The 18300-nt window shown below is 42.5% G+C and carries 21 protein-coding genes; 5 read left to right on the top strand and 16 right to left on the bottom strand.

Annotated features, from left to right (window positions below; all coding sequences use genetic code 11):
* Nucleotides 1–42: 42 nt before the first annotated feature.
* From J7E37_RS09430 to J7E37_RS09420, 3 genes are read left to right on the top strand one after another with little or no spacing between them, the layout of a single operon-like run.
* Nucleotides 43–456 (top strand): OsmC family protein, encoded by a 414-nt coding sequence (locus tag J7E37_RS09430; protein WP_215023698.1) that lies wholly within the window; start codon nt 43–45, stop codon nt 454–456.
* Nucleotides 453–1064 (top strand): hypothetical protein, encoded by a 612-nt coding sequence (locus J7E37_RS09425; RefSeq protein ID WP_215023696.1) that lies wholly within the window; start codon nt 453–455, stop codon nt 1062–1064. Before J7E37_RS09430 ends, J7E37_RS09425 begins: the two co-directional genes overlap by 4 nt.
* Nucleotides 1061–1648, top strand: coding sequence for a redoxin domain-containing protein (locus tag J7E37_RS09420; protein WP_214776437.1), 588 nt, complete (start codon nt 1061–1063; stop codon nt 1646–1648). Before J7E37_RS09425 ends, J7E37_RS09420 begins: the two co-directional genes overlap by 4 nt.
* A gap of 92 nt (nt 1649–1740) precedes the next feature.
* Here J7E37_RS09420 and J7E37_RS09415 read toward each other — a convergent pair whose 3' ends face one another.
* From J7E37_RS09415 to J7E37_RS09385, 7 genes are all read right to left on the bottom strand, one after another.
* Nucleotides 1741–3171, bottom strand: a complete 1431-nt coding sequence (locus tag J7E37_RS09415) for a bifunctional metallophosphatase/5'-nucleotidase (RefSeq protein WP_215023694.1) — start codon at nt 3169–3171, stop codon at nt 1741–1743.
* Between the two features lie 152 nt (nt 3172–3323).
* On the bottom strand, nt 3324–4445 hold the full coding sequence (locus J7E37_RS09410) for an MBL fold metallo-hydrolase (RefSeq protein WP_215023692.1): 1122 nt from the start codon (nt 4443–4445) through the stop codon (nt 3324–3326).
* Between the two features lie 26 nt (nt 4446–4471).
* On the bottom strand, nt 4472–4861 hold the full coding sequence (locus tag J7E37_RS09405; protein ID WP_214776434.1) for a DsrE/DsrF/DrsH-like family protein: 390 nt from the start codon (nt 4859–4861) through the stop codon (nt 4472–4474).
* Nucleotides 4862–4875: 14 nt separating this feature from the next.
* Nucleotides 4876–5454, bottom strand: a complete 579-nt coding sequence (locus tag J7E37_RS09400) for a sulfurtransferase TusA family protein (RefSeq protein WP_215023691.1) — start codon at nt 5452–5454, stop codon at nt 4876–4878.
* A gap of 161 nt (nt 5455–5615) precedes the next feature.
* Nucleotides 5616–5984, bottom strand: coding sequence for a hypothetical protein (locus J7E37_RS09395; RefSeq protein WP_215023689.1), 369 nt, complete (start codon nt 5982–5984; stop codon nt 5616–5618).
* Nucleotides 5985–6106: 122 nt separating this feature from the next.
* Entirely contained in the window at nt 6107–7111 is a 1005-nt protein-coding gene (locus tag J7E37_RS09390; RefSeq protein WP_215023687.1) for a F510_1955 family glycosylhydrolase, read from the bottom strand.
* 2 nt (nt 7112–7113) lie between these two features.
* Nucleotides 7114–7680: a TVP38/TMEM64 family protein gene (locus tag J7E37_RS09385; RefSeq protein WP_215023684.1), complete on the bottom strand. Its 567-nt coding sequence runs from the start codon at nt 7678–7680 to the stop codon at nt 7114–7116.
* A 105-nt stretch (nt 7681–7785) separates the two neighbouring features.
* Here J7E37_RS09385 and J7E37_RS09380 point away from each other — a divergent pair, with 105 nt between their 5' ends.
* The gene (locus J7E37_RS09380; protein ID WP_214776429.1) at nt 7786–8043 is read left to right on the top strand and encodes a hypothetical protein; all 258 of its coding nucleotides are present in this window, start codon (nt 7786–7788) and stop codon (nt 8041–8043) included.
* 182 nt (nt 8044–8225) lie between these two features.
* On the opposite strand, the gene J7E37_RS09375 is transcribed toward J7E37_RS09380, so the two are convergent.
* The 7 genes from J7E37_RS09375 to J7E37_RS09345 all read right to left on the bottom strand — a co-directional run bounded on the left by J7E37_RS09375 (nt 8226) and on the right by J7E37_RS09345 (nt 14997).
* Nucleotides 8226–8687 carry a hypothetical protein gene (locus tag J7E37_RS09375; protein ID WP_215023682.1) on the bottom strand — a complete coding sequence of 154 codons (462 nt, stop codon included), beginning with the start codon at nt 8685–8687 and terminating at the stop codon, nt 8226–8228.
* Nucleotides 8688–8728: 41 nt separating this feature from the next.
* Nucleotides 8729–9616 (bottom strand): helix-turn-helix domain-containing protein, encoded by an 888-nt coding sequence (locus tag J7E37_RS09370; protein ID WP_214776428.1) that lies wholly within the window; start codon nt 9614–9616, stop codon nt 8729–8731.
* A 262-nt stretch (nt 9617–9878) separates the two neighbouring features.
* Nucleotides 9879–11135 carry a Ger(x)C family spore germination protein gene (locus tag J7E37_RS09365; protein WP_215023680.1) on the bottom strand — a complete coding sequence of 419 codons (1257 nt, stop codon included), beginning with the start codon at nt 11133–11135 and terminating at the stop codon, nt 9879–9881.
* Nucleotides 11110–12219, bottom strand: a complete 1110-nt coding sequence (locus J7E37_RS09360; RefSeq protein WP_214776425.1) for a GerAB/ArcD/ProY family transporter — start codon at nt 12217–12219, stop codon at nt 11110–11112. The genes J7E37_RS09365 and J7E37_RS09360 overlap by 26 nt, the downstream gene beginning before the upstream one ends.
* 3 nt (nt 12220–12222) lie before the next feature.
* Entirely contained in the window at nt 12223–13767 is a 1545-nt protein-coding gene (locus J7E37_RS09355; protein WP_215023678.1) for a spore germination protein, read from the bottom strand.
* A gap of 114 nt (nt 13768–13881) precedes the next feature.
* Complete coding sequence (gene uptA / locus J7E37_RS09350) at nt 13882–14472, bottom strand: undecaprenyl phosphate transporter UptA (RefSeq protein ID WP_215023738.1); 591 nt, start codon at nt 14470–14472, stop codon at nt 13882–13884.
* A 318-nt stretch (nt 14473–14790) separates the two neighbouring features.
* On the bottom strand, nt 14791–14997 hold the full coding sequence (locus J7E37_RS09345) for a hypothetical protein (protein WP_215023676.1): 207 nt from the start codon (nt 14995–14997) through the stop codon (nt 14791–14793).
* Nucleotides 14998–15206: 209 nt separating this feature from the next.
* Between J7E37_RS09345 and J7E37_RS09340 the strand changes: the two genes are divergently transcribed.
* Nucleotides 15207–16199, top strand: coding sequence for a potassium channel family protein (locus J7E37_RS09340; protein ID WP_215023674.1), 993 nt, complete (start codon nt 15207–15209; stop codon nt 16197–16199).
* Here the strand turns inward: J7E37_RS09340 and J7E37_RS09335 are convergent.
* Both J7E37_RS09335 and J7E37_RS09330 read right to left on the bottom strand, forming a co-directional pair.
* Nucleotides 16196–16603: a YugN-like family protein gene (locus tag J7E37_RS09335; RefSeq protein ID WP_215023672.1), complete on the bottom strand. Its 408-nt coding sequence runs from the start codon at nt 16601–16603 to the stop codon at nt 16196–16198. The genes J7E37_RS09340 and J7E37_RS09335 overlap by 4 nt on opposite strands.
* Nucleotides 16604–16891: 288 nt before the next feature.
* Nucleotides 16892–18241: a glucose-6-phosphate isomerase gene (locus J7E37_RS09330; RefSeq protein ID WP_215023670.1), complete on the bottom strand. Its 1350-nt coding sequence runs from the start codon at nt 18239–18241 to the stop codon at nt 16892–16894.
* Between the last annotated feature and the right edge of the window lie 59 nt (nt 18242–18300).

The following is an 18300-nucleotide window of genomic DNA, read 5'->3' as shown; positions in this document are numbered from 1 at the left end:
ACTGGTTGATAAAGCAGTTTTCGTAAAAAAGGAGCGATTGTGATGGAATTTACCTACTATAACGGAAAGCTTATTGGACAAATGGAATATGGATTCCTGCCAATATCTCCGAACACCGAAATGGGATACCGGCCTATGGAATTGTTCGTATCCTCTTTAACAGGGTGCAGCACATCAGTGCTCGCAAATATTCTTGTCAAAAAGAGAATAGACTATAAAAGGATTGACGTGCATGTGTCAGCAGCCAGGAACCCGGAAGAGGCAAACCGGATCGAACAAATGACATTCCATGTGAGAGTCCAGACTGATACCGCGGATAATGCTGGTCAGGCTGAAAAGCTTGCCGGACTTGTCCTGAAAAATTGCGGCATGATTCAATCTGTCATTGGAAGTATTAATATCCAATATCAGGTTGCTTTCACGCCAGACCAGCCAAAAAAAGGTGATGTTGCTTGAACTATATAACATTGGGCAGATTCACGCTGCCTGCAGATTTGCTTGCAGCGTTTGCCGCCATTTTTATCGGAGCCTTGATTTACCGTGTCAAGGAAAAAAAGAGTATCGATGATTGGTTTTGGAATAGCTTCTTCATTTACATTGCGATTTATAAACTCAGTTATGCAGTCTTCAATTTTAAACTGTTCATCGACACCCCATTCTCCCTTCTTTACTTTAACGGCGGTACTGAAGGCCAGATTTTAGCATTTCTAGGAATCGCAATATATTTATTTTGGTTAACAAAGAAAAAGGGAAATACCATCAAAGCTGAGGAATATCTCCCTGGGTACTTTATATTCTTTTTACTATATTGGACAGGATTATTTGCCTTTTCACAGGATTTCCTCGCGGCTGCAATCCAGGCCATCCTATTGGTGTTGTTCATTTTGTTTTACTTAAAAAACATAAAGCTTACCGCTGAGTACGCTATATTGTTCTTGATGCTCGAAGCACTGATAATTAGCCTTTATTCCAATTTACTGGCTGTGGAGAATCTGTTGATTTTCGTACTCGGAATTTACTTAATCATTTTTCAGCGTTTTAATAAGGAGGAATTTCAGCATTGAATAAAAATCTTTTATCATTTGCGATTTTAGCACTGGCTGTTGTCATTTTGGTCGTGAATATCTGGAAACCGGGATCAACAGAAAGTGAAAAAAACACAACAGCTCCAGCAGGCAAATCTGCAGAAACAACTGAAGATATTCCAGGCGCGAAGCTGTCTTCGTTGCGTGAAGGGGCTGAGGCACCTGATTTTGAGTTAACTACACTTGACGGCCAGCCTGTAAAGCTTTCAGATTACCGCGGCCAAAAGGTGATCTTGAATTTCTGGGCGACCTGGTGCCCTCCTTGTAAAGCAGAAATGCCGCATATGCAAAATTTTTATGAAGAACATAAAGATGACGGAGTGGAAATTCTTGCGGTTAACCTGACTAGTATGGATAAAGGTGTGGATGAAGTTCAGAAATTCGTCGATGAGTATGGACTGACCTTCCCAATCCCTCTTGATGAAGAGGGTGATGCAGGAACTACCTACCAGGCATTTACCATCCCAACCAGCTACATCCTCGATGAAAACGGAGTGATTATCAAGAAAATAGTTGGCCCGATGGATGAGAAAATGATGAAGGACCTTACTGGGGTTAAATAAGAAAAGTCGCGGTTATTTACCCGCGACTTTTTTTGTTTAATGGACATTTTGGCTCTGCTCCGCCTCCGAAATGTCCATTAAACCAAGGGATTTTAGGTGCTCAGGATTTTTGGTTCTCCATCTGCTTTGAATGTACCTTTTTCTTTTAAAAATTGCTTAATAATATCAACTGCATGGACACCATGATAGGTTTTATCAGCTTCAGCGCCTTTAAAAAGCTGCTTGCCTGCCCCCGCAATTTTGTAGTTCTTTCTCAAGTCAATCCCCTGCCCGGCAACAAGAAGCTTCTGAATTCTGTTTCCTTCCGGATTATAAGGCTTGAAGGACATGAATAATCCTGAGGACCTGAGAATATATCCGCCTTTTTGCTTGAATGGGTCTCTCGAAAAAACCATTTCAAGATTCTTCTCAAGAGTATTCATCAGATGCTCTCCTGTCATCTCCAGCGTAAACATCTCAGGGTTCGTGGGAATGATCGTATGCAGGTCATACTCGGTCACATCCCCTGCAGGGAGCGGGGTACCGTACCTCCAGCCATGTGAAAACGCCAAATCACTATCGTACGCATTTAGATAGGCATCCGTAATCAATTGATCCATCGGGGCTTCATTCAAGGTCATCCTGTGTAAAATCGACTCTGTCCTGCCCACTACATGATTCCGCTCCCTGCTGTATGGCTTAAGGATATCCGCAATGATTTCCTCCATCTCCTCATCTGCAGGGAAGCTTTCATCTATGGCTGCCAGCTCGTACTGATAGCTTTCCAGCTTTCCGCCTTCCAGGTTGATTTCCAGCTTTCCAATGAAGGAAGCACTGGATCCTGCCTGGACGACCAGAGATCCGTTTACAGTGATTGGCTTTTCGACCCTGTCATGGCTGTGGCCCGATAAGATGATATCAATTCCATCAATAAGCGCAGCCAGTTCAACATCAAGCGGGAGACCCATATGACTCAGCAGCACGATCAGATCCACGCTGCCTTTTAATTCATCAACACATTGACGGGTCTCTTCCACTCCTTTTGAAAATACCAGGCCTTTTGAAAAGCTTGCAGGCATGGTTTCGTCAACATAAGGATAGGTAAGTCCAATGACACCTACCTTGATGCCCTTAAGATTTTTAATGATATATGGCTTTAAAAATGACTGATTGTCATTCTCCTCTTTTACGTTGCATGCAATTGTCGGGAAAGGCAGGTCTTTTGCCAGTGAAGAAAATTGCTCCTTACCATAGGCAAAATCCCAGTTGCCGGGGACCCATCCATCCAGCCCCATTTTCTTCAATGCTGGCAAAATGGCTTGTCCTTTTGAAGCGACCAAAGGAAGCGTGCCATGAAAAAGATCCCCACCATCAAGGAATAGTACATTTTCATTTTGCGATTTAAGATTCTTGACATATTTTGCGATCCTCGGGAAACCACCTATTTTACGGAGTTCAGGCTGGTTCTCCTTCCAGAATAGTTCATGATGGAGTTCCAGGCTCCCATGTGTGTCGTTTTGCTGGATAATCGTCAACTTAGTCATAGTATCCTCTCCTGCATTGTTCGTTAAAGCTTTTTCCATAAACGTCCTGATCAGCACGATGCTTATGGAAAAAGCCTTATTAAAAGGGGTACCTTACACATAAGGTACCCTCTTTCTTAACATTTCCCACTCTAGCGCTTCCGGTTATCGAGTTATCTAACAGCACAACGGTTTGGACCGATTTCCATTTCCCGCTGTTCTTCGATGTCCGGGTTGATTTTCCCCATATTCATCTGCCTTATTTCCTGGTAGGAGTTAGGCTGTGGCGGTAGGTTTTCGGTTACGGTCTTTCTGAACGTATCTTCACTGTCGATTTGCAATCCGTGATTTTCGGCGTAAAGAACGCCAAGTTTTTCGGAAATACTGCCGTCATCATTCATCTCATTGATTCCCATATAGTGGGCGGGCAGGACAAGCAATTCATCTGCAAGTTCTTTATAGCGCTGGTATAAAGTATTCCTCAAGTCGCCTACCCAGTCCTGAGCCAGACCGGCTAAGTCAGGGCGTCCGATGGAGTCGATGAACAGAATGTCACCTGTCAGCAGATATTGGTCATCAATGATGAACGAAGTACTTCCGATTGTATGACCAGGAGAGTACAAAGCCTGGATCACGGTGTTTCCAACCTTGATTTCATCGCCATCCTGAAGAGGTTCATATTGGAATGTCACTTCTTCTGCATCTTTAGGCGGTAGGTAATATTTAGCTCCCACTTTATCAGCAAGCTTCTTACCGCCGGAAATATGGTCAGCATGGAGGTGGGTATCAAGCAGGGCTACAAGCTTGAAGTCCTTGCCTGACATGAATTCCTCATACTGTTCAATCATCCGGTTTGTATCGATGATCGCAGCCTCGCCATTTGATTCAACAAGATAGGAAAGACAGCCTTTGCCGATACGGACGAATTGATAAAGCGATCCGCCATTTTTCAGATCGCCAATCTTGATAGGCTCTAAATGTTCACTCCAGGCCTTCATGCCGCCCTCGATAGAGTAAACATTCGTATAGCCGGCCTCTTCGATTTGTTCGGCAACGAATTCTGACGAACCACCTTTTGCACATACGACGTAAATTTCCTGATCCTTCGGCAAAACATCCTTTACGGGATCCACACCTTCAAGCAGGTCAAAATACGGCGTATTATGGACTTTTACATTGCGGCCTTCGATTTTCCAATCATCGAAGTCATCTGTATTTCTTGTATCAAGGATAAACAGGTCTTCATGGTTAATGACTTTTCGAGCTAATTCTTTTGCTGTGATTGTCTGTACCATTTCATTCCTCCTGTCATGCTTTGATTTTAGAATGTCAATGTAATGTTTGCATCGCTTGCGAAGTGAAGGAATGAAGCTGCTCCGCCCACATCGATCCCTTCAACAAACTGGTCTTTTTCAAGAGACATAACGTCCATTGTCATCTGGCAGGCAATCATCTTGACGCCCATTTCTGCTGCCATTTCAACTAGCTGTTCTACAGGAGGAACGTTTTCTCTTGCGAAGCCTTCCTGGAAGTGCTCTGTTCCTGCTGGCATAGGCAGCTGCTTGTGCGCTTCCTTATGGATCAGGTTAAGCCCTTCAAATGTGAAGAAAATTCCTACTTCTGCGTCTGTTGCTGCTGCCGCAGTCGCTATATTGAATACTTTATATGCGTCGAACATTCCGCCGTTAGAGGCGATGATGGCTACTTTCATTTTTTGGTTCCTCCTTATTTTTCAACTGATGTTTCGGTAGGGCCTGTCCAGTCCTTCATCCCGGAAACAACATTAATTGGTTTCTTGAATCCCTTTTCGACAAGCTTCTTTGCCGCCATATCACTTCTTGATCCAGAGCGGCAAATGATATAGACATCCTCTTCAGGATCCAATTCATTGAAACGCTGCTCCAGCTCTCCAAGTGGGATTGATTTTGCATTCGGAATACGCCCAAAAGCGTATTCAGCTGATTCCCTTACATCAAGAACGGTTATTTTTTCATTGCCTTCCAGCTTTGCTAGCACCTCTTCAAGTGTTGCTGTATGCGGGTGTGGCGATTCATTGTTCAGTTCATCTTCACTGGCTTTGCGGAGATAATGTTTGAGCACATCCCCTTCAGTGATCGTACCGAGATATTGATTGCCAGTACTTTCAGCCCATGCTTTTAAATCGGTTGTTGAACCTTTATCCGTGGCCTGTACTTCAATAACCTGGCCTGGCTCCAGCTCATTCATGGTCTTCTTCGTCTTGACAATCGGCATCGGGCATGCGAGACCTTTTGCATCAAGTACTTTATCCGCAGAAATTGACATAGTAATCCCCCTTCCTACACTTTAGTATTTATGAATTCGCGGAATCCATACTGCGAAAAATTCCCCCTAGTTTATATACCTCCTACGGTAAAAACTATGCGTATATTGTAAAAAAAATAAAAAAAAACAGCAACCATTTTGCCTTGGCTGCTGTTTCCTGCTTATTCTTTGCCTAAATAGATATTTGGATAAGACTGGTATGGATCGGCGTATCCGCCCCTGCTCAGCCATGGAATATAACTCACTGGGTTCACACTGATAGCATACCTGAACATATTGTTCATCATGCTGTCCATCCCTATAAAGCTCATGTTCATCACCATATACATGGCCTTGATTGTGTTAAACTGTGAAAGCTCAACTACATATACGATTCGGTCTGCCATAACTCCAATTTGCCCTTCTGTCCATAAAATCCTGTCCGCCATGAACCCAATTTGATCTTCTGTATATAAAACTCCTTCTAATGCTTGTGTGAATGTATCAGCACCCATTTGACCCACATACACGATAGCTCTGCTTGTTGCCATCCGCATCACCTCCCATTAGTCAGGATATGTACCCCTGGGAGGATGGTGTCTGGCTAATTGGGAATGTTATTTGCAATAGGGGATAGAGCCAAAAATCACTGCAACCGAACTTGTGGTTCTTCCTATTCAACGCTTCCGTTAACTAAAAGCTGATTCCATGTCTTACCGCCATCCTCGGATTCATATAGATCATTAAGGATTGTGATGAATGCAATCCGGCCTTCCTGCTTTGGGTCAGCCGCTATATAAGTAATCGGATTATCATACTTCAGTTTGGGAATCGGAAGCTCCTCCCCTGCATTTGGCTGCTCTTTTGTAAGTCTGATTAGCTTAATCTCTTCATTCTCTACTGGCGCGATATACAAAGACTCCCGGGAATAGGCCGCAGCCGTTACCATTTGAAAATCTCCTGCCTTTGTCATCGTCATCCCATAATCATCCGAGACAAACACCCCTTCCCTTGTTGCCATCGCCAAAGTACCACCGTTTTCAGGGTGAACAGCCATCATACCCAGGGATTGCGCCTCCATTCCATTAAGTTCTACAGGTTCCCATGCTGCACCTCTATCTTTGGAGACATATACGCCTCGTTCCAGTTCGGAATTGGGTTCTTCGTTAATCAAGTAAAGGACGTTATCCTGATAGCTTGCAGAGAGAAAGTGAAAATCGCTTTCTCCGTAAAAAGCTATTTTATCAAGTGTTTTTCCACTGTCCGTACTTTTTACAAGTCCAAGCGGATTTTTCAAATCTGACCCCTCTGCTGGATGGCCGCTTGCAAAAAATCCATCTTCAACAGCCTGAAATCCCATGTAGTCATGGTTCTCATCCGTCGTTTCCAGCCATTCACCATTTTTGAATATCTTCAAACCATAGTGGGAGGCAACAAATAATCCCTTATCATTTCCCGGGTAACCAATCCCATGAATATGCTCAATTTTCTGTGGCTCTGCCTTAATCAAAAAATCAGTATCCGATTCCGCCTGCAGTTCCTTTTGCTCCTCTTTTTTTGTTTTATTTTCATCAGAAGCAGGATTTCCCTGTTCCTGATCTGCTTCACCTGAACATCCGGTAAACACGAGCATGACTGCTGCAAAGATCGCGATCAAAAATAATCTCAATTTAAACATTTTTACTTCCTCCGTTTTTTTCTCATTGTTGTCCAATAATAGTAGCAAATCCCGGCCGCCACCGCAAAAATGGCTGCAGCAAGCTGGTATTCAGTTTCCCAGCCAAGAACAGTATGAACTGAATATGCCTCGATCAACAGGGCCGGAATTTTGCCTATTGTGCTTGAAACAGCAAAAGTCCATGTGCCCATCGTGCTGTATGAAGCGGCAAGGGTGACGAGTCCGGATGGCGCGAACGGAAAAAGCCTTAATACAAGAACCAGCATGAAAGCCTCCATGCCTTTTGTTTGCTTAAGCTTTTCCAATAATTTAATTGCTTTTACAGAATCGATTTTGCCACTCAGTTTTTTAAGCCCTTTCCGATACAGAATAAAACTTATAATCGCTCCTAAGGCTTCTCCGAGAATGGAGAGAAAGAGTCCCAAGGAAAATCCGAAGTAAACGATGTTGGCAGCTGTCACAAAAGCACTTGGAATAATTCCCGCCAAGGCAATCAGTATGCTGACTGTAAGGCTAATGACAACAGCAAGCCATACCGGCTGGCCAGATAAAGTTTCTAATAATGACATTTTCAGCCTCCAGTCAAATTTCAAAACTTTGTCACTGCTTCTGCTTAGTTTTTGCAAACTGTCCCGGTAAGATTTATGTATACCTGAAAGGAGCTGACAAAGGGCATGAAAAAACTAACGTTAAGTTTTTTAGGCGCTGCATTGATATTCGGAGCAAGTACTGCTGCTTTCGCAGAAGAAGGGACAGAAGGCAAAGGTGCTTTTAATTTCGGCCAAATGAAGCCGTTAATTGAACAGATGCACCCAGGGCTGTCCAATGAAGAGGTCAAGCAAATGTACAATGATTGCCACGGTACAAACGGTGCTATGCCGAGCAAAAACTTTAATATGATGGATGGCAGCCATATGGATATCATCGACTGAATTGGATATCCTCTGTCACATAATGAGGTTCTGGCTAAAAGCCAGAGCCTTTTCCTATGTACTTGATCTATTTTAACTTAAGAATTTGCAGAAAACATGAAAGAAAGAAAAATGACATAAATTTTTAGTCGTATTAAAAAACAACCTGACCAAAACGGTCCAGGCTGCCTCAAAAAAGTTCCTTAAACTAATACTTCATTATGATCAAGCTGTGGCTCCAGATCCGCGATAGTTGTGCCGTTTTGAGAATGCTGCGACGGCAGATCGGCTATGGTTGTGCCGTTTTGGGAATGCTGTGACGGCAGGTCAGCTATGGTTGTTCTGCTTGCCGAGTGCTGTGACGGCAGGTCAGCTATGGTTGTTCCGCTTGCCGAGTGCTGTGACGGCAGGTCAGCTATGGTTGTTCCGTCTTGCGAATGCTGTGACGGCAGGTCAGCTATGGTTGTTCCGCTTGCCGAGTGCTGTGACGGCAAATCAGCTATGGTTGTTCCGCTTGCCGAATGCTGTGACGGCAGGTCAGCTATGGTTGTTCCGTCTTGCGAGTGCTGTGACGGCAAATCAGCCAGGCTTCTGTCCGCAGAATCCAAACCGAAAACACCAGCAAACAATACCGCAAAAAGGGTTATCATCAATGTTCTCTTCATTTTAAACCTCCTCTGCCTGGGTCGATCGTTCATAAAACCAATCAGCAATATTTCAATAATTTTCCCATTTCATTCGTTACTAAGCTGGCAAACTTCTCATTCTGCTGCAGCTTGAAAATCATGATCGCTTTTTCCAGATGTTCCTTACCTTTGTTTTCTTTACCCAATTTAATATAATTCATGCCTGTTTGGTAATAAAGTTCTCCAAATAAATACATATTTTCTTCATATATACAATTGTCGATTCCTTTGCTGCAGTAGATAAGGGATTCTTCATATCTCTCAAGCTTTGACAGTGCCTGGGCAAGGCCGTAGAGAATCCTTAGCCAAATCCTTGAATCCAGGACCTGAGGCAGCCCTGTCAGCTCGTTCAGCGCATTCTGAAAAAGTTCGACAGCCTTGTCCAGGTTCCCGCTATCTTTTTCAATGATGGCCATACTGGTCAAAATCTCAATTTCGCGTTCAGACATTCCAGCCTGTTCCTCATGGGTCATGTCCAATGCCTGGTCAAGCAGGCTGATTGATTTCTGTCGATCCCCTTCAAGATAATAGGTGCAAATCCCCTGGTGCCATACCAAAAATTGATTGAAGGATGTATGTTTGAACAGCGGATTATCCTGCTCCTTCTTAATGATTTCATGAATAGCGGCATAATCCCGCTCTCTTTTATACTTTTTGATTAATTCCGTGACAGCGATTGCGTAATTGTATGTATCAGTGGAAGCAATATCGAAAAAATGGTTAAGCTCTACTTCAAGCTTTGATGCCATCTTGAATAATTGATCGATTGTTGGATATTTCTCTTCTTTTTCAAATTGAATGATATCCACTTCAGAACATATACCCTCAGCCAACTGTGCCTCAGTCAATCCTTTAAAAACTCTAGAAGACCTAAGAATTTCTCCGAAGTTATACCCAACCAGGCTCATCCCTACACCCCATTTATACGTAATTATTTATATATTATCATAGTGTTTGCAAAATTAGAAAATTTGTAGTTGGAAAAGAGCCCAGAATTATCGCTGGGCCCGTACATTCATTGATGAGAAATGTAGTGCAGTGCGATGCATGCTAATGCTAACATAATGACGACAACCGATCCGATTTTATTGTTTTGCCGCCAGAGCGTTACCCCAAATAATAAATAATAGATAATGATTAAACCAATGGCAATCCACATAATTACTACCATTAATCTCTCACCTCTTCTAGCTTAGGCAGTTTCGACTGGCGCCCAAATTCTCCAAATCGAATTGAGACATTCACCTTCACTTCTGCATCAGGATACGTATGCATCCAATCAAATTCCCGGAATTCCCGAAGAGTGGCAAACTCCTTCCTCATCGGGATAGATAAGTCGAACGTATTTCCTTTAAACTCTTCCTGGCCATATGAAATAAAATCCGTAAAATTTTTTTCTATCGCAGCAGTAAGAGATTTTTTAAGTATTTTAACCTTTTCTCGGTTCTTTGCGTAATTGATCATGCTTGGATCACTGTATACCTCGATAAATAATGGTACATCTATTTCAATGGTTGGACGCCCGTTTCCGGTAATCAGCTTATATTTATTGCCTCTTTTTTGAGAGATCCTTATGGACAGCTTATATCTTTCATCAAAAGGATCTTTAATGGCAGTCAGGATATCTTCTGTTTCCCAAGTATTGTCTAACAGACTTGATATCCTTGTCTCTTCCCCTGTTATTTTGCCAATCATCTTTCCTTCCCTGAATACTGCTGAGCCAATAAACTGGGCATTTGTGTTTGTGCCCTCCACTTCAATCTCCCCGGCCAGCAAGTCATCATCTGTCATTTGGATTTCATCTTTCTCTACCTTTTTAGTGGTAGCATAAATCGCCAGATATAAATCCGCATCACTTTCCGTGACTCGGAAAAAACTATTCAGGTCAGCTTCTGGAATCATGCCTGTTTCCTGGCCCCGTTCTATCATCAGTTCCAAAAATTTATGGGGTCTGGTTTCAATTCTTGGTTTATTATTTTTTATGAAATCAGCTGCACCCTCCCTCGTGACCATGAATTGTGTACTTCGCTTAATTTCCCGATCCTTGGTTGCGCTGTATATCACCCTGATAAAATCCGGGTCTCTGGCTAATTCCTCTGAAACGATAATAACCTGCAGAAGGTCATAGGAAATTTCCTTCGCCACTACAGTATTTGCTGTATTCCGCGATGATATAAAATCATCCGCACCAATCGTCACTATCTCCTGCGGCGGCTCATTCGCTCCGCCTGCAGTCTGCTGTGAACCCACCTCAGGATTTGCAATCAGGTATGTAACTTTAACCTTTCCCTCCGCTTTATGCTTATCAAGCCCTATGCCAATTACATATGCTTTATCGTCCAGTTCCTTATGATCCCAGCATCCTGACAGACTCAAAGTGACTGCTATCAGGATAATCAATTTAATTATTATAGAATGAATTTTCATTCTTAAAATCCCCCCGAATTTTTGCCACGACCCACATCAATGGCGGAAGAATCATGAAGGCAGGACTTAATAATACAAGGATTTTTTCCCTTATAGTATAGAGAGTGATGGGTGGTGCATCCGGTGATAATCCTATTAGCAATATTATTGTCGCGATCAAAGGAATCAGATACTCAAACTCCTTAATCTTCAAAATTCCTCCCAGCAATGTTGCGATTAAATATAGATAAAATGAAAAACGGATAAATGTTGCGACCAGCCAAAAGGGGAAAAAGAATGTTTCAACATTTGCTAAGAATCCAATTTGAATAAATCGGATTGTTTCATGAAAAGGGTAGTTCAGCATTTCAGCAGTGGTGTAATCAAATAAAACGACAAACGCCACAAGTGCGAGACTCAGCTCCACCGTTAAAAATCCCAACCCTATTAACGTTCCTTTTTTCATGTCCTTATATGATGAGATGAGTGGCATAATTAACCCAAGGTATAGAAAATCGACAAAAATCGAAACGTTTTTAACAGATGCTTTTGCAACTTCAAGAGGCCCTTCACCCCAAAAAGGGAAAAGGTACCCTAATGTACCTTTCTTAAAAGTAAAAACCAGTGCAATGAACAAAGTGATCTTGATGTATGGAAGCAAGAGCCATGAAACTGACCCAATCTGTTCTATTCCCCTCTTTGCTCCATAAGCGCAAATAACCATCAAGATGATATAAAGGATGATAGCTGGCGTTTTTGTAAAATACATCGAGCCAATAATGTCCACGTAAGTACCTGAGTCAGCAATGACTGCAGTTGTCCCGCCGATTAAAAGGCAAACAGAAATGAAGGTTCCAAAAAATCTGCCGAAAAGATGCAGGAGGATTTCATGCAGATTTTTCCCTCTGTGTGCTGAATATACTTTTATTAGAAAAATGATAGGAAATAAGGACAAAAGACCGATCAGTAGTGTAGCCAACCAGCCAGCATTCTTTGCATTTTCATAAATGATCGCAGGTGTGTCGTCACTTAACTTGGCTCCAATCGTCAGAGAAATAAGCGCGAAATATTCTTTTATGCCGATTTTCCCCTTGTCCTGTCTCATCGCCTAATCTCCATTAGTCTTTTTTTGTAAATCTGTGGTTTTTAAGAAGCCTGGCCTTAATATTTCATTTTTCGTTAGCCTGCGGAAAATCGTATCCTTCGAAGACTTGTAATTTGGTGACATAGGCGCTAAATACGGAACGCCAAATGACTTGATCGAAACCATATAGAACAAGCCCCCAACAAACATTGCAGTCATGCCATAAATACCCATCACCGCTGCACTTAGAACAAATAGAAAGCGAGTAAGCCTTACAGCAAAATTCAAGCTTAAATCACTGACCGCAAACGAACTTAGTCCTCCGAGTGCGACAACAATGATAACAATCGGACTGATAATATTCGCTTCTACTGCAGCCTGTCCAAGGATTAGGGCTCCAACAATACCGATGGTCGGCCCTATCGGACTTGGGACACGCAGCCCTGCTTCCCTGATCAATTCAAATGCCAGCTCCATGATAAGAATTTCAATCACCGCAGGAAAAGGAACTTTTTCCCGTGATGCAGCAATCGCCAGCAGCAGGTCTGGCGGAATCATTTCAGCATGAAAAGTAGTGATTGATACATAAATCGCAGATGTAAAAATAGTGATGAAAAGGGCAGTCATTCTTAATGCCCTCGTGAAGTTTCCATAAAAAAACCTTAGATAATGATCCTCAGGACTGTGAAAAAAAGACCAAAATGTCGCAGGGAGAACAAGACTGTCGGGCGAATTATCCATTAATAAAACGATATAGCCATCTTCTAAAAAAGAAGCTGCCCTGTCTGGCCTCTCTGTCGCAAGAATGCTGGGAAATAATGAATAATTACGTTCCTCAATGTATTCCTCGAGCAGCGAAAGGTTCTGAATCGAATTCACGTCCAGGCTGCCAAGTCTCTCCTTGATATTGTCAATCAATTTTTCATTAGCGAGACCGCGAATATAGAGGACAAAAACATCATTATGAGACCGTTGAGAGACTTCCACGGCTTCAACGATAAGGTTTTCGTTCCTTATTTTTTTCCTGAGTAAAGAAATATTCGCTACAGCCTTTTCATTGAACGCTTCCTTTGGTCCCTTAATGAGAATTTCACTTTCAGGCTTTTCAATCGCCCTGCTTTGAAAGTCAGGACAATCCATAATATAAGCCTTTGGTTCTCCATCTAGTATGAGGAGCGCATTTCCTTTGTTAATATCCTTGACTGCATCCTTGTATAAGGAAATTTCATTTACCATTTGGATCGCAACTATATCCTTCACCTTTTTATCCGAAGCAGTATTTTCCGTTAATGGCTTAAGGATATTTTCTTCTATACTCTTAACATCTGTAATGGTACTGATGAACAATAATGCGGCCTGCTTATTAAACCCTCCAAGGTATAATTCTCGCAATTTAATATCTTTATTATCAGGAATGCTGTAGAGTTGCTTTAATATTGTTAAATTTTCCTGGAGATTTTTGCTGAATCCCTTTTCCTTAAGAGACGTTTGCTCTCCCTCCAGTTTATCGACTGCGGAAGCCGTAGTCCTCTGCTGTTTTGTAATCAGCCTGAGCATTTCCTTTAACATCTTGAACCTTCTCCCTGCCGCCCTGAATATTTTTTCCTTATCTTAACTTTTACTAATCTGCTATGTTTTATGAGTATTAAGCATGAAAAAACTCAGGAAAGTTCCTGAGCTGGGTTAAAGGTTCTTCTGCTTTCGTGCTGCCATTATGTATACTGCTCCTCCTCCTAACGAAATGATGCTGACAGGGATGAGGAATGGCTTGGCAATGTCCTTAATTCCTGACCAATTTTCACCGAGAACGATTCCTAGATAAAGGAAAAATATTGTCCATGGAATCATTGCGGCGATAGTATAGAGCGTGAACTTGATGGCTGACATACCTGCAATCCCCGCAGGTATTGAAATCGCATGCCGCACGACCGGAATGAACCTCGCCGAGAAAATGACACCTGATCCATATTGGCTAAACCATTTTTCCGATATTTCCAGATGATGCTTGTTGATCAATAAGTATTTCCCGTATTTCTCCAGCATCGGGCGCCCGCCAAAATATCCAAGCCAGTAAAGGAACAGCTGCGCGACCGTCCCGCCGATGGTTCCGGCAACCACAGCCCCTGTAAAACCAATGGTCCCTTCGGAAATCATATATCCCCCATACCCAAGGACGATTTCACTAGGGATGACCTCAAGCATCAAACCAAGAGCAATCCCAATATAGCCAAGGCTCGACAGCCAGTCCAGAGCATTCATCATTACATCATGCATTTCACCAACTCCCATTCAGTTTGTTCCTCTTTTTAAAAGGCTCTTTTCTCAAACTTTGTTGCTATTGACTACAAAATAGGATTGAATGACCTATATTTCTTCGCAAAGTTGACTCTTTTGTGAGAAAAGAGCATGCAAACTTAATACCGACCAACAAAATGGCCTACTATTACGTTAAAATCGGCTTTAGGATTTTAACAACAATCTTTACGAAAACAGCCTTTTAAAAATATATTGAAGGATGTACAAGTTTATCTCTATTTTTCTATGAACATGAAAAAGAACCTGCCATTAAGACAGGTTCTTGTTTGCAGAACGTCAGCAGCGCCAGCCGCCTCTGAACAGTACCCGCAAGCCGATAAAAATAATGACAAAAGCGAAGAGTACGATAACAATTACACCAATAACTCCAAAGATGCCTAGCCCTGCAAGAGTCAACAGAAGCGGCCCGAATTTAATCAAAGCCCATCCAGCAAGCATACAAGCAAGAAATAGCAATACATTTGATCCCCAGTTGAATGACATATCATCATCCCTCCTTTCACTATTCAGCATATGTATGCCAGGAAATTTGGTACGGGCTGATGAACTATTCCTGAATTTTTTGTGTAAAAAAGAATCTGCTCGCCGAAAATAGAATTACTTAAATCTGGCTAAATCTGTTTTTGATTAGAAAAACAAGGGAAAAGTAATTATTGTTTTCATACATATAACGAAAAAAAGAGGAGGAAACCATGACTAATCACTTATATATGCGTTTTATAAAGCTGCCCATTTTAGCAAGGATCCTGATGATTGCCGCTATGATGATTACTCTGTTTGGTGTAGTCATTCATTATGTTGAACCGAAGAGTTTCCCGACGATTTTTGATGGTGTCTGGTGGGCCATCATCACCGCATCAACAGTAGGATTCGGAGATTACTATCCCGTTTCTACATGGGGCCGAATCACAGCAATCCTGCTCCTGCTGATTGGCACAGGGTTTTTATCTTCCTATTTCATTCACCTTTCAGCTGCCACGGTTACCAAACAAAATGCCTATGCTGAGGGAAAGGTAGGCTTCAGAGGAAGGAGCCATATTATCATCATCGGCTGGAACGAGAGATCTCGTTCAGTTATCCGCTCTCTCATAGAAGCAGATGAAATCATCATATTGGTGGACGATACACTGGGATCAAACCCCATTAAGGATGACAATGTCCATTTCATCAGAGGCCGTGCGAACAAGGATGATACCTTATTGAGCGCAGGTATCTCTACAGCAAGGAAAGTGATCATTACATCAGACCAGAATCTGGATGAACTGCAAGCTGATATGAACACAATCCTTACGCTGCTTGCTATCAAAGGACTAAACCCGGAGATTCGCTGCATCGCGGAGATTCAAACGAGCGAACAGATCAATAATGCGAGGAGAGCCGGGGCTGATGAGCTGATTCCCGCAAATGCCCTTACCAGCGCTGTGCTTTTGAACAGCATCTCCTCTGCGGAGGTTGTGAACCCTTTATTGGATTTGCTGGGGGAATTGAACGGGAAACGCTTGTCTTATATTGAAGTGGAAGCTTCTCTGATTGATAAGAATTTTCAGGAGGCAAGCAGCTTTTTGCTGAAAGAGCGAAATGTTATATTGATTGGACGTAAAAGAGGGGGTGACGTAATCGTCAACCCCCAAAACAATATCAAATTTAAATTCGATGATCAGCTTCTGGCGATTTCAAATGATTAATGCTGTAATATAGCAGCCTCTAACTCCCGGACCAGTGCCCGTCCAACTTCGATATACTTTTCAGGGAAGCTGGCATCTTTATCCACCGGCTCCTGAAACTGATTGAAGGCTGCTCTGCCATTCCAAATATAAGCGTGATCATCCAATCCACGCTGGTATTTATGGGAGAGAAGGAAGGGGCGCTGAAGCTGGACAGTGCAGCCGTGGGAATCAAGCTGGCCATCAATCGCTTTGAAGGGAATCCTAAGAAATTGGTAACCAACTTCGTCATCAATTTTATAGTCGAAGGCGCCATGATCATAATCCCAGTTTCCCCCGATGGAATATCCTAACGGTTTAAGCAGCTGTTCCAGTTTAAAAAGATCAAAATGTTTGCCTTCAAGCTCAGATTGTAATTCAATCAATGAATTGTCCGCCTTTCCAATGGTTTTTGCTTAGTTTTAACCAAAAGGCCTCTTTTAATGAGTTATGAACGATTGGATTTGGCGGGAGTATGCCTTTAGGCAGGTGATGAAGGATGATGGATTCACAGATAATGGTGAAAGTTTATTTTTATTGGCGGTTTTCACAACTTTATTGGCGAAAATTTATTTTTATTGGCGAACTGGAAATTTCATACGATTTTTTCCAGTTTCAAAAAATAAATTCACACAAAAGGAGCACCCGTTTTTATCGGGTGCTCCTTTTCAGCTTTATTTAAGTCTCTTTTCCAGTTCTGCTTTCTTTTCTTCGAAGCCTGGTTTTCCAAGCAATGCGAACATGTTCACTTTGTATGCCTCAACGCCTGGCTGGTCGAATGGATTTACGCCGAGCAGGTAACCGCTCATTGCGCAGGCTTTTTCGAAGAAGTATACAAGGTATCCGAATGTATACTCATCCAACTGTGGAATCGTTAGAACAAGGTTCGGTACGCCTCCATCAGTGTGAGCCAGCATCGTTCCTTCAAACGCTTTATTGTTCACAAAATCAACTGTCTTGCCAGCAAGGTAGTTCAAGCCGTCAAGATCACTTGCAGCTTCTTCAATTGTCAGCTCATGGCGAGGCTTTTCCACCTTGATGATCGTCTCGAACAAGTCACGACGGCCTTCCTGTACATATTGACCAAGTGAGTGAAGGTCAGTAGAGAAGTTTGCTGAAGAAGGATAGATTCCCTTCTGGTCTTTCCCTTCACTTTCGCCGAACAGCTGCTTCCACCATTCAGAGAAGTACTGAAGGGATGGCTCATAGTTGATCAGCATTTCGATTGTCTTGCCTTTATTGTAAAGCGCATTACGGACTGCAGCGTATTGGTAGGCAGGATTTTCTTCAAGCTCTGACTTGCCGAAGTCTTCCCTCGCCTGTGCTGCACCCTTCATCATCGCTTCGATATCTGAACCGCTGACAGCGATTGGCAGCAAGCCTACTGCAGTCAGAACGGAATAACGTCCGCCGACATCATCAGGAATCACGAATGATTCATAGCCTTCTTCGTCAGCAAGAGTTTTCAATGCACCGCGGGCTTTATCCGTTGTCGCATAAATGCGCTTGCGTGCTTCTTCTGCTCCATACTTTTCTTCAAGCAGCTTTCGGAAAATACGGAATGCGATCGCAGGCTCCGTCGTTGTTCCAGATTTTGAAATGACATTGATGGAGAAATCTTTACCTTCCAAAAGATCCATCACATCTGTCATATAAGTTGAGCTGATGTTGTTGCCGATAAAAATAACCTGCGGTGTCTTGCGCTTTTCTTTTGAAAGAGCGTTATAGAAGCTGTGCTGTAAAAATTCAAGCGCAGCACGTGCACCAAGATAAGATCCGCCAATCCCTACGACGAGCAGGACGTCAGAATCACTTTTAATCTTTTCTGCTGACTTCTGGATGCGTGCGAATTCTTCTTTATCATAGTCTACAGGCAGATCGATCCAGCCTAAAAAGTCGCTGCCTGCACCAGTCTTTTCATGTAATGAATGATGGGCTACTTTTACAAAATCCCTTAAGTATGTAACTTCGTGTTCACCAAAAAAGCTAAGCGCCTTTGAGTAATCAAAACGAACATGTGTCATGTCTGATCCTCCATTATTTTATATTCTCTATCACTTTATCGAAATGAAACCCAATAATC

The sequence above is a fragment of the Bacillus sp. ISL-39 genome, assembly GCF_018613295.1.
Taxonomy (GTDB): domain Bacteria; phylum Bacillota; class Bacilli; order Bacillales; family Cytobacillaceae; genus Mesobacillus.
Note: the sequence above shows the minus strand (reverse complement) of the source record. Positions and strands in the feature narration are given on the sequence as shown.

Coding starts and splice junctions, on each gene's coding strand:
- J7E37_RS09365 (WP_215023680.1), bottom strand. CDS start 11,135: ATGAAAATTCATTCTATAATAATTAAATTGATTATCCTGATAGCAGTC.
- J7E37_RS09340 (WP_215023674.1), top strand. CDS start 15,207: ATGACTAATCACTTATATATGCGTTTTATAAAGCTGCCCATTTTAGCA.
- J7E37_RS09410 (WP_215023692.1), bottom strand. CDS start 4,445: ATGGTACAGACAATCACAGCAAAAGAATTAGCTCGAAAAGTCATTAAC.
- J7E37_RS09330 (WP_215023670.1), bottom strand. CDS start 18,241: ATGACACATGTTCGTTTTGATTACTCAAAGGCGCTTAGCTTTTTTGGT.
- J7E37_RS09375 (WP_215023682.1), bottom strand. CDS start 8,687: ATGAAGAGAACATTGATGATAACCCTTTTTGCGGTATTGTTTGCTGGT.
- J7E37_RS09370 (WP_214776428.1), bottom strand. CDS start 9,616: ATGAGCCTGGTTGGGTATAACTTCGGAGAAATTCTTAGGTCTTCTAGA.
- J7E37_RS09395 (WP_215023689.1), bottom strand. CDS start 5,984: ATGGCAACAAGCAGAGCTATCGTGTATGTGGGTCAAATGGGTGCTGAT.
- J7E37_RS09380 (WP_214776429.1), top strand. CDS start 7,786: ATGAAAAAACTAACGTTAAGTTTTTTAGGCGCTGCATTGATATTCGGA.
- J7E37_RS09360 (WP_214776425.1), bottom strand. CDS start 12,219: ATGAGACAGGACAAGGGGAAAATCGGCATAAAAGAATATTTCGCGCTT.
- J7E37_RS09405 (WP_214776434.1), bottom strand. CDS start 4,861: ATGAAAGTAGCCATCATCGCCTCTAACGGCGGAATGTTCGACGCATAT.
- uptA (WP_215023738.1), bottom strand. CDS start 14,472: ATGCATGATGTAATGATGAATGCTCTGGACTGGCTGTCGAGCCTTGGC.
- J7E37_RS09345 (WP_215023676.1), bottom strand. CDS start 14,997: ATGTCATTCAACTGGGGATCAAATGTATTGCTATTTCTTGCTTGTATG.
- J7E37_RS09415 (WP_215023694.1), bottom strand. CDS start 3,171: ATGACTAAGTTGACGATTATCCAGCAAAACGACACACATGGGAGCCTG.
- J7E37_RS09355 (WP_215023678.1), bottom strand. CDS start 13,767: ATGTTAAAGGAAATGCTCAGGCTGATTACAAAACAGCAGAGGACTACG.
- J7E37_RS09430 (WP_215023698.1), top strand. CDS start 43: ATGGAATTTACCTACTATAACGGAAAGCTTATTGGACAAATGGAATAT.
- J7E37_RS09400 (WP_215023691.1), bottom strand. CDS start 5,454: ATGTCAATTTCTGCGGATAAAGTACTTGATGCAAAAGGTCTCGCATGC.
- J7E37_RS09385 (WP_215023684.1), bottom strand. CDS start 7,680: ATGTCATTATTAGAAACTTTATCTGGCCAGCCGGTATGGCTTGCTGTT.
- J7E37_RS09390 (WP_215023687.1), bottom strand. CDS start 7,111: ATGTTTAAATTGAGATTATTTTTGATCGCGATCTTTGCAGCAGTCATG.